The 9119-nt window shown below is 64.3% G+C and carries 10 protein-coding genes and 1 other RNA gene; 9 read left to right on the forward strand and 2 right to left on the reverse strand.

What is annotated here, in order from left to right; genetic code table 11:
• The first annotated feature begins 263 nt into the window (after positions 1–263).
• The gene (locus AC1VTH_RS04510; RefSeq protein ID WP_481334929.1) at positions 264–929 is read left to right on the forward strand and encodes a copper homeostasis protein CutC; all 666 of its coding nucleotides are present in this window, start codon (positions 264–266) and stop codon (positions 927–929) included.
• 207 nt (positions 930–1136) lie between these two features.
• On the opposite strand, the gene rnpB is transcribed toward AC1VTH_RS04510, so the two are convergent.
• An RNA gene (gene rnpB, locus AC1VTH_RS04515) (RNase P RNA component class A) lies at positions 1137–1498 on the reverse strand.
• Between the two features lie 174 nt (positions 1499–1672).
• Here rnpB and AC1VTH_RS04520 point away from each other — a divergent pair.
• From AC1VTH_RS04520 to AC1VTH_RS04530, 3 genes are all read left to right on the forward strand, one after another.
• Positions 1673–2701: a 3-deoxy-7-phosphoheptulonate synthase gene (locus tag AC1VTH_RS04520; protein WP_481334930.1), complete on the forward strand. Its 1029-nt coding sequence runs from the start codon at positions 1673–1675 to the stop codon at positions 2699–2701.
• Between the two features lie 122 nt (positions 2702–2823).
• Positions 2824–3078: an HPr family phosphocarrier protein gene (locus tag AC1VTH_RS04525; RefSeq protein WP_293673649.1), complete on the forward strand. Its 255-nt coding sequence runs from the start codon at positions 2824–2826 to the stop codon at positions 3076–3078.
• The gene (locus AC1VTH_RS04530; RefSeq protein WP_481334931.1) at positions 3078–3773 is read left to right on the forward strand and encodes an IMPACT family protein; all 696 of its coding nucleotides are present in this window, start codon (positions 3078–3080) and stop codon (positions 3771–3773) included. Before AC1VTH_RS04525 ends, AC1VTH_RS04530 begins: the two co-directional genes overlap by 1 nt.
• 107 nt (positions 3774–3880) lie before the next feature.
• Here AC1VTH_RS04530 and AC1VTH_RS04535 read toward each other — a convergent pair whose 3' ends face one another.
• Positions 3881–4486, reverse strand: a complete 606-nt coding sequence (locus AC1VTH_RS04535; protein ID WP_481334932.1) for an HAD family hydrolase — start codon at positions 4484–4486, stop codon at positions 3881–3883.
• A 163-nt stretch (positions 4487–4649) separates the two neighbouring features.
• On the opposite strand from AC1VTH_RS04535, the gene AC1VTH_RS04540 reads away from it, so the two are divergent.
• The 5 genes from AC1VTH_RS04540 to AC1VTH_RS04560 all read left to right on the forward strand — a co-directional run bounded on the left by AC1VTH_RS04540 (position 4650) and on the right by AC1VTH_RS04560 (position 8977).
• The gene (locus tag AC1VTH_RS04540) at positions 4650–5702 is read left to right on the forward strand and encodes an inorganic phosphate transporter (RefSeq protein ID WP_481334933.1); all 1053 of its coding nucleotides are present in this window, start codon (positions 4650–4652) and stop codon (positions 5700–5702) included.
• Positions 5703–5791: 89 nt separating this feature from the next.
• Positions 5792–6415 (forward strand): DUF47 domain-containing protein, encoded by a 624-nt coding sequence (locus tag AC1VTH_RS04545; RefSeq protein WP_481334935.1) that lies wholly within the window; start codon positions 5792–5794, stop codon positions 6413–6415.
• A 315-nt stretch (positions 6416–6730) separates the two neighbouring features.
• Complete coding sequence (locus AC1VTH_RS04550) at positions 6731–7426, forward strand: tetratricopeptide repeat protein (RefSeq protein WP_481334936.1); 696 nt, start codon at positions 6731–6733, stop codon at positions 7424–7426.
• Between the two features lie 65 nt (positions 7427–7491).
• On the forward strand, positions 7492–7701 hold the full coding sequence (locus tag AC1VTH_RS04555) for a hypothetical protein (protein ID WP_481334938.1): 210 nt from the start codon (positions 7492–7494) through the stop codon (positions 7699–7701).
• Positions 7702–7846: 145 nt separating this feature from the next.
• Positions 7847–8977 carry a hypothetical protein gene (locus tag AC1VTH_RS04560; RefSeq protein WP_481334939.1) on the forward strand — a complete coding sequence of 377 codons (1131 nt, stop codon included), beginning with the start codon at positions 7847–7849 and terminating at the stop codon, positions 8975–8977.
• Positions 8978–9119: the final 142 nt, after the last annotated feature.

The raw sequence follows: 9119 nt of genomic DNA on the forward strand, positions 1-9119 counted from the left end.
TCCCATGGCCGATGCCGACGCCACGCAGCTGTCGCCGGCCGCCATGCCCATGAGCGGCGTTGACGTCGATGACCTCGACTAGCTCGGGCGTCATACATTCGCATTGACTGACGGGCCCGCAGCTCTCATGGCTGCGGGCCCGCTCTTTGTTGAGCTGGGGCTGGGGTGAGTCGGGCCGGCATGACAGCGGGGACGGACCCTTTGTCATATGCTTGAGCGGTGAGGAAGTGCCCCTCTTTGATGCTGATTTCCCGGAGGAAGCAATGACTGACCTGACACGAGAGTTCTGCGCCGAGAACGTGGAGCTTGTGCCTGCGGCGATTGCGGCGGGCGCTCGCCGCATCGAGCTGTGCGACAACCTTGCCAAGGGCGGCACGTCGCCCTCGCTGGGCGTTATTCGCGGGGTCGTGCGCTGCTGCGTCGGCCGTGGCGTCGACGTCATGGCCATGGTGCGTCCCCGTGGTGGCAACTTTGCCTACACCGACGACGAGCTTCTCATGATGGAGGACGACATCGACTGCGCCCTCTATGCGGGGGCTACGGGCGTCGTGTTTGGCTGCGCCCGCGGCGGAGAGCTCGACAGGGACGCTACGCTGCGACTTATTGCGCGCGTACGTGAGGCCGAGAAGCGCCGCGGCGTGCCCGCGCAGATTACCTTCCACATGGCGTTCGACGAGATTGCGCCGCAGCGCCAGCTCGAGGCCATCGATTGGCTTGCCGAGCAGGGCGTCACGCGCATTCTCACGCACGGCGGCGTGGCAGGCACGCGCATCGAGGACAACGTGGCGCGTCTGCGCGAGTTTGTCGCGCGTGCTGACGGACGCATCACGATTCTGCCCGGGGCCGGCATCACCTGGGAGAATGCCGAGGCCATCGCAGGGGCCGTTGGCGTGAGCGAGGTTCATGGTACCCGCATCCTGCGCCTGTAGGGAAGCGCGCCGTCGCTTCTCGGGGTGGTGTGCCATCGGTTGCGCACGTCTCGCCCACAGGGCCATCGGTTACGCACGTCTCGAGCCTCGTGGACGTGAAAGACCGATGGCACCTTCCGGCTACCGCCACCGTGCGGGCTCGCGGGCCCTTATCGCACAAAAATGCCCCGCAGCTGCGCGTGAGCTGCGGGGCACTTGCATGAGACGGTGCGAGGCGGGCCTGTGAGCCGGGTTCTGTCGTGGACGACCATTTATCTACGACCAACGTTGCCGCTGGCCTCTAGCGCGCAACCCGAGCGCGGTGCGGGCCACACCATGGCGCTCCTATTTGCGTTTGCTCCGGATGGGGCTTGCCAAGCCGCCGTGTTGCCACGACGCTGGTGGTCTCTTACACCACCGTTTCAGCTTTTCTCTCAACGCCTCGCGGCGCCAGCGGGAGTCTTCTTTTCTGCGGCGCTTTCCGTCGGGTTACCCCGCCTGGCCGTTAGCCAGCATCCTGCCCTGTGGAGCCCGGACTTTCCTCATGGCGCGCGATTGCTCGCGTGCCCCGCGGTCGTCTGGCCCACCTCGCGCATGCGATTGTAGCACGTAGGTAACGCAGTGCCGCCTAGCCCCACAAAGCTGCTAAGATTTTGAGCAATTCACCGCATGCGAGACGGCGCCATCGCACCTGACTGGTGTCGCGTTGCAGGGCCACCACGCGGCACGCCCCGCGCCGCCGCACGACCAGCATGGAGGACCCCATGTCCATGAACTTCAAGCGCCGCCTGCCCATCGCTAAGGAGATCCGCGAGGACATGCCCCTGTCTCCCGAGCTCGCCGCCAAGAAGGTCGAGTTCGACGCCCAGGTCGCCGCCATCATCCGCGGCGAGGACACCCGCAAGCTCCTCGTCATTGGCCCTTGCTCGGCAGACCGCGAGGACTCCGTGCTCGATTACGTCATGCGCCTGGCAAAGCTGTCCGAGGAGGTCAGCGACCACCTGCTCATCGTCCCGCGCGTCTACACCAACAAGCCGCGCACCAAGGGTACCGGCTACAAGGGCCTGCTCCACAACCCCGACCCCGAGGCGCCCGCCGACCTGCTCGAGGGCGTCAAGGCCGTGCGCCGCATGCACCTGCGTGTCATCGAGGAGTCAGGCTTCTTCACGGCCGACGAGATGCTCTACCCCTCCAACTACCAGTACCTCGTTGACCTGTTGAGCTACGTCGCCGTGGGCGCCCGCTCGGTCGAGAACCAGGAGCACCGCCTCGTGTCGAGTGGCGTGCCGGTGCCCGTGGGCATGAAGAACCCCACGGCCGGCTCCACCACGGTCATGCTCAACTCCATCTATGCCGCGCAGGCCGAGCAGGAGTTCATCTACCGCGGCTGGGAGGTCGAGACCCACGGCAACCCACTGGCCCACGCGATTTTGCGCGGCTACATCGGCCTCGACGGGCGCACCTACCCCAACTACCACTACGAGCGCCTCGAGCGCCTGGCCGAGCGCTACACCACGGACACCTACGAGAACCCCGCCGTGGTCGTCGACTGCAACCACGACAATTCGGGCAAGCGCCCGTTCGAGCAGTTCCGCATCTGCAAGGAGGTGCTCGACTCCTGCCGCCGCAACGACAAGATCCGCAGCCTGGTCAAGGGCTTCATGGTCGAGTCGTACCTCGAGGACGGCAACCAGCCGGTCGATGGCGGCGCGTACGGCAAGTCGATCACCGACGCCTGCATTGGCTGGGACAAGACCGAGTACCTCATTCGCGAACTCGCCGAGCGCGCGTAGGTAGTTTCAAGTTTTGGGGCGCCAGGTCTGCCATTTGGCGAGCCTGGTGCCCCAATTCCTGTATAGAGCGCTACCATGATTTATTAAACGTTTCTGTTCCCTCGTGTTTTAGGCAGGCTGGCATGGTTGAGATCACCCACACCATCGCAGACCCTCTGGGCTTTCACGCCCGTTCCGTCATGCTCGTTTCCGGCGAGGCCGCTCGCTGGAAGAGCAAGGTTACCGTGAGCCATGGCGAGCACGAGGCGAGCGCCGCCGACCCCATCCAGCTTATGGGCCTCGATGCCCATAAGGGAGACGCGCTCGTTGTGCGCATCGACGGTCCCGACGAGGACGACGCGCGTGACTTCATGGCGCACCTTCTACGGAGGCTTTAGTGGCTCGTAGCAGCGCAAACAACGGTGCAGGTGCTGAGGCGGCGTCCGCGGAAGCGGGTGCCGCCTCCTATCTCACGCTGCGCGCGGGAAAGCAGGCTCAGGCCGAGTTCGTAGACCGCAAGAGCCGCTTCATCGCGCAGCTTGTGCACGTGGGGGGCGAGGACGAGGCAAACGAGTTCATCGCGAGCGTGCGGTCCAAGCATTACGACGCTCGCCACAACGTGCCTGCCTGGATCTTGGCCGACGGGCGCGAGCGCCAGAGTGATGACGGCGAGCCGCAGCGCACGAGTGGTATGCCCACGCTGGAGTGCCTGCGTGGCGCCGGCCTCATGAACGTGTGTTGCGTGGTCACGCGCTACTTTGGCGGGACGCTGCTAGGGCCGGGTGGCCTGGTGCGGGCGTACACCACGGCCACGCAGATGGCCATCGAGCAGGCCCGTGAGCAGGGGCTCGTGGTTGAGAAGACGCTCGTGGTGTCCGTCGAGGTGGGCATTCCCTATGCGATGCACGATCGCGTGCGCGACCTCGCGGCGCGCAGCGGGGCGCATGTCGCGGCCTGCGACTATGGTGCCGACGTAACGCTCTCGCTCGTGTTCAGGGCGGGCGAGCAGGACGCGTTCGTGGCAGCCATGCGCGAGCTCATGGCGGGCGAGAACGTGTGCCTTCTGGGCAACACGGAGTTCGACGAGTTCTAGCGCCCGGTTGTTGGCCGCTGATGGGTGGCTATGGCGTGCGCTCCGTGCTTGCCTCTACCCCGTGCCCGCGTGCTAGGCGGGCGCCACGCGAGCGCGTTGTGTACCTGTTATGCGAGCGTGCCGAGGTAGGCCTCGAGCTCTGTGGCGTCGCCGGTGAAGTGGAAGGCGTCAAGGCCGGCCACGCGGGCGCCCGCGCAGTTGTCGAGGTTATCGTCGACGAAGACGCAGCTTGCGGGGTCAAGGTCGTAGCGCTCGCACAGAACGCGGAAGATGGCCGGGTCTGGCTTCATGAGGCGCTCGCGGGCAGACACCACGAGCCCGTCGAGGACGTCGAAGGCGGGGGCCTGCGAGAGCTGCTGCTCGATGCGGTCGTTGGCGTTGGAGAGCACGTAGACGCCCCAGCCGGCATCGTGGAGGTGCAGGGCGAGGTCGTTGGTGCCCTCGATGACGCGCGAGTGCTCGGGCCAGTGCTCGAAGCACTCGTGAAGGTTGGGAAGCAGGCGCTCGGGGGTGTGCGCCTCGGCGACGCGCATCATCGTGGCATGGTCGATGGTGCCCGAGTCGAGCAGGGCCCACTCGCTGCGGCCAAAAAACCCCTCGTAGAGGGCCTGCGCGTCTTCCTCGCTGTTGGTAAAGACGCGGGCAAACTCGCGGCCGTCAAAGGTCATGAGGACGTTTCCCATGTCAAAGACGATGTTTCGCTTGGCTCCCATGTCTGCCTCCTCGCAACGTTTTTGGCCATTGTAGCCGTCCCGCGTGAAGTCGGCGCGGCTCGCGTCTGCCGCTTCATATGCGCCGTTCGTGTAAGGAGATGGTAGGGACGCGCCCGGCATGGGTAACAAAGCTCCACACGACCGTCTCGGGGGAGGCATGCCTATGGAAGTGTCGTTTGCGCAGTTTGTTGCCCAGGTGACGTCAAATCCCGTGTTAGCGATAACCACACTGCTTACGCTGGGCGTCATTTTCGTCAATGGCTGGACCGACGCGCCCAACGCTATCGCCACCTGCGTGACCACGCGCTGCATGCGCGTGCGTCCGGCCATCATCATGAGCGCGGTGCTCAACTTCTTGGGCGTGCTCGTCATGACGCGCCTCAACGCCAGTGTTGCCTCGACTATCTCGAACATGGTCGATTTTGGCTCAGACACCCATGCGGCCCTCATTGCCCTGTGCGCGGCGCTCTTCTCGATTGTGGTGTACAGCGTGGCCGCGTCGGTCTTTGGCATCCCCACGTCCGAGAGTCACAGCCTCATCGCGGGCCTCACGGGTGCGGCCATCGCCATCCAGGGAGGGCTTGCCGGCGTTAACGGCCAGGAGTGGGTCAAGGTTATATATGGTCTGGTCATGAGCTTGCTCTTTGGCTTTGTGATTGGATGGCTGTGCTGCAAGCTCGTGACGATCGTCTTTGCCGCGGCAGACCGAAGACGGGCCGACGGTTTCTTTCGGTATGCCCAGATTGTGGCTGCGGCGGCCATGAGCTTCATGCATGGTGCGCAGGATGGCCAGAAGTTCATTGGCGTGCTGTTCTTGGGCGTGGCGTTCTGCAACGGCCAGACCGGCGTCGAGGGCACGGTCATTCCCGTTTGGCTTATGATTCTGTGCAGCCTCACCATGGGTATTGGCACGAGCGTGGGCGGCGAGCCCATCATCAAGAGCGTAGGCATGGACATGGTCAAGCTCGAGAAGTACCAGGGCTTTGCGGCAGACCTCGCGAGCTCGGTGTGCCTGCTTGTGATGACCGAGCTGGGCATTCCCGTGTCGACGACGCACACCAAGACGAGCGCCATCATGGGCGTGGGCGCGGTGCGGCGCCTGTCGGCCGTCAACTTTGGCGTGGTTCGCGACATGATGCTCACGTGGGTGTTCACGTTCCCGGGCTGCGGCCTCATCAGCTTTGCCATGGCAAAGCTCTTCATGTTCCTGTTCTAGCCGGCGCGGGTGCCGGGAGCTGTGGCCGGCGCGGGGGTGCCGGTGGCGGGTGCGGGCCGCGTTCGCCAACGTCTGAGAGGGGACCGAGAATGGCAAGGGTTGCGGACAGCTTCTACTTCGAGAACTTCGCCGCGGCGGCCGAGAACAACTGCCGCGCGGCGCGCATGCTCGAGCAGGTCATGCGCGCCTACGAGCCAGATGGCCTCGCGGCGCACATCGACGAGATGCACGAGATTGAGCAGACCAACGACGAGCTGCGCCACGAGCTGCTCGACACCGTGCTCACGGCGTTCATCACGCCCATTGAGCGCGAGGGGATCGTGGCGCTCTCCGCGCGCCTCGATGACGTCACGGACTGCATCGAGGGCGTGATGCACCGGCTGTACTACAACAACGTCCGCGAGCTCACGGCCGGCGCGCTCGAGATGGTGACGCTGCTCGTGCGCGCGTGCGACGAGGTCCGCGACACCGTCTCCGAGCTGTCGAACTTCCGCAAGTCCAAGACGCTGCATGACCACATCGTAGCCATCAACACGGTGGAAGGCCTTGCAGACGACGTGTTCGTGCGCATCATGCGCGAGCTGCACACGAGCGAGACGGACGCCCTGCGCGTCATCTCCACGCGCGAGACCTACATGTACCTCGAATATTGCGTGGACGCCTGCGAGCACGTGGGCGACGAGGTCATGGGCATCGTGATGGAGAACAGCTAGCGGCTGGCGCACGAACGCCGTTTTGCTCCGGTAGGGCCCTTCGCGGTGGTACGGACGCTGATATACAGTTCGCATGGCCCCAGACTCAGCCATAAGTCTGGGGCCATTATTTGTCCGATAAGGGCACTACAATCTCGGCAACGTTGGTCGAGGAGGGCAGACGCCACGGCGCTCGATGACTATAAGATGGGCGAGGCCGACCTTGCTCAGATGAACAACCTGTTCGAAGAGGTTCTCGAGGGGCCTGCGGCTGAGCTTGTTAGCGAGTTGCGAGGCTGTCTGCCAAAGGAAAGCCCCTATGGATTTGCGTGTTTCTTGAGCTCAAATTTCGAGCGCCTCGTTCAACAGACACTGTTTGAGCCACTGCTCCCCGAGCTTGTGGTCTACGCATATCGCGTAGGCATTACGGCGGGCTTCTCGGGCTGCATGAACGATTTGGGATGCCGCTATTATATGGGCGACCTGGTGCCCCAGGACTACGGTCGCGCGGCCGAGCTCTACGAGATGGCGATGGACGCGGGTTGCTATCAGTCCATCATCAACCTGGGTTACATTTGGGAGTATGGCCGCACGGGCGAGCGCAACTACGAGAAGGCCTTCCGGTACTACGCCCTGGCGGCGTCGCTTGAGCCATCGAGCGAAGCTGTCTACAAACTAGGCGACATGTATGCCAGGGGTGAGTACGTGGAGCGCAACGTCAAGCGTGCGTACCGACTTTGGAGGCGCAGCTATGACCTTGCGGACGAGGAGAGCCTGACCGAGCAAGCACAGCCCGCCGCCCGTCTGGGGCTTTTGCTCCTTAATGACGGGGACCGAGCGGCGGTGGGGCTCGAACCAGACCCGCTGCAAGCACTGCACCTGCTCCAGACGGCCGAGGTTGGTCTGCGAGTTAGCATCAAGCACGGCTCTACGTACTGCCGCAAGCGTCTAGCCGAGGCCATCGAGGGTCAGCAGCGCGCCTGCGAGCTGCTTGAAGATGAGAATGAACAAGTATTGATCAGCGCCTGCTAATTCATGCGATTAGCGTCTCGCGCGAAGCGGCCTATACTAAGGGACAGCTACGAAAGAAGGCCGGTATGGGTAGGAAGATCAAGTGTCCAAGCTGCGGCAGCCTTAACTTTGAGGCCGTGGCCAGCAGCAAGAAGTCCCTCTCGCTTGGAAAGGCGGCCGTTGGGGGAGTGCTGCTGGGACCCCTGGGCGTCGTGGGCGGTGCGATGCTGGGCAAGAGGGGCAAGACAACGTTTGTCTGCCATGACTGCGGCAACACCTGGCAGGTAAAGCTGTAGATGGGGCGAGTAACACACAAGCACGGCTTCATTCCAGCAACGCGAATTGAGAGATTGGTGCGCAACATGGATGGTGAAAAGAGCAACATGGGTGTGGCTGGCGACTCCAGAACAGACTCGCCTGAGGTATCTGCTGAAACCTCGCATGAGAATTGCGGGGGGGGGTAAGAATCTAGGCCCGCACCGCAGGAAGGCGCTCCTCGCAGGAGCGGCGGCAGCGGCATGCGTCGCGGCGCTCGGCCTCGCCGGGTGGGCGCTGTGCTCGTCCGGCACCGGTGCGACCCAGGCGGCCCAGCCCGCGACCACCGAGACGGCCGCCGCAGAGGCGACAGGGCTCTCCGTCGGCGACGTCGCCCGCCTCTGCGCCGACCTCATGCTCGACAACGCCGAGCTCGGGGTGGACCCATCCGCCATCCGAGTCGAGGCCGCGGACGGCCATGTCATGATCACGCAGGCCTCTGGCGACGACGCGCCGACCATGGTCGACGCCACCGCCCGCAGGAGCGCCGCGCTGGCGCGCGCCCTCAAGGGCTTGAAGGTCGCAGGCTCGGACGTAGTCGACGTAACCTGGGTCACGACAGACCCGGCAGGCAGCGTCAAGGTCGCCTTCTCGAACACGCCCGACGGTGCGCCCGACGGCGGAACCACGGCCGATGTCGTGAACGGGTCCGGAGGCCACAGGATCTCCGACGACGTCTGGGACGCCGACGGGGTGCACGACCAGGGATACGAGCAGTCGGGCGGCGACGCCCCCAAGGACCCGTCGGGCAACGAGGTCGAGCCCGGCGCCACCACGCCGACCCCCGAGCAGCAGCCCACCACCGACGCCGCTGCCGGCAGCGGCACCGAGCAGGCGCCGACAAGCAGCGGCACCGGCAACGCGGGCGGCACGTCAGCCCCCGCCGGCATCGGTTCCGGCGCCGGCCCAGCCAACTCGGGGTCGAGCTCCGGCTCAAGCGGCTCCACCGCAGCGGCTCCGCAGAAGAAGTGGGTCGAGGAGCAGGGGCACTGGGAGGCGACCTATTCGCAGGTTTGGGTGCCAAGCATTGTGTACACCCGCCATCCTCGCTTCTACGTGAACCACGGCGGCACCGAAATCGGGCCTTTCGACTCGGAGGACGCCGCCTACGACTGGATCTTTAGCGATATGGAAAACGGAGAGATTGGCGGTTCCGTCATCGATGACTCATACACTACGAAGGAAGACAAGGGCCACTACGAGAACCAGCAGACCGGTCAGCATTGGGTAGTCGACGTTCCCGGCCATTGGGAGTAGGCAATCGGCTTTGTTAAGCCCCGCCTCATTCCTCGTTTATCTATCTTCTGGGCGTATATGTCGAATGGGCCGCATCCCGTCTGGGACGCGGCCCTTTTGCTAGGCGTTGGACGAACGTCTACTTGCCCATAACTATCTCTCG

This window comes from Parolsenella sp. (genome assembly GCF_982402205.1).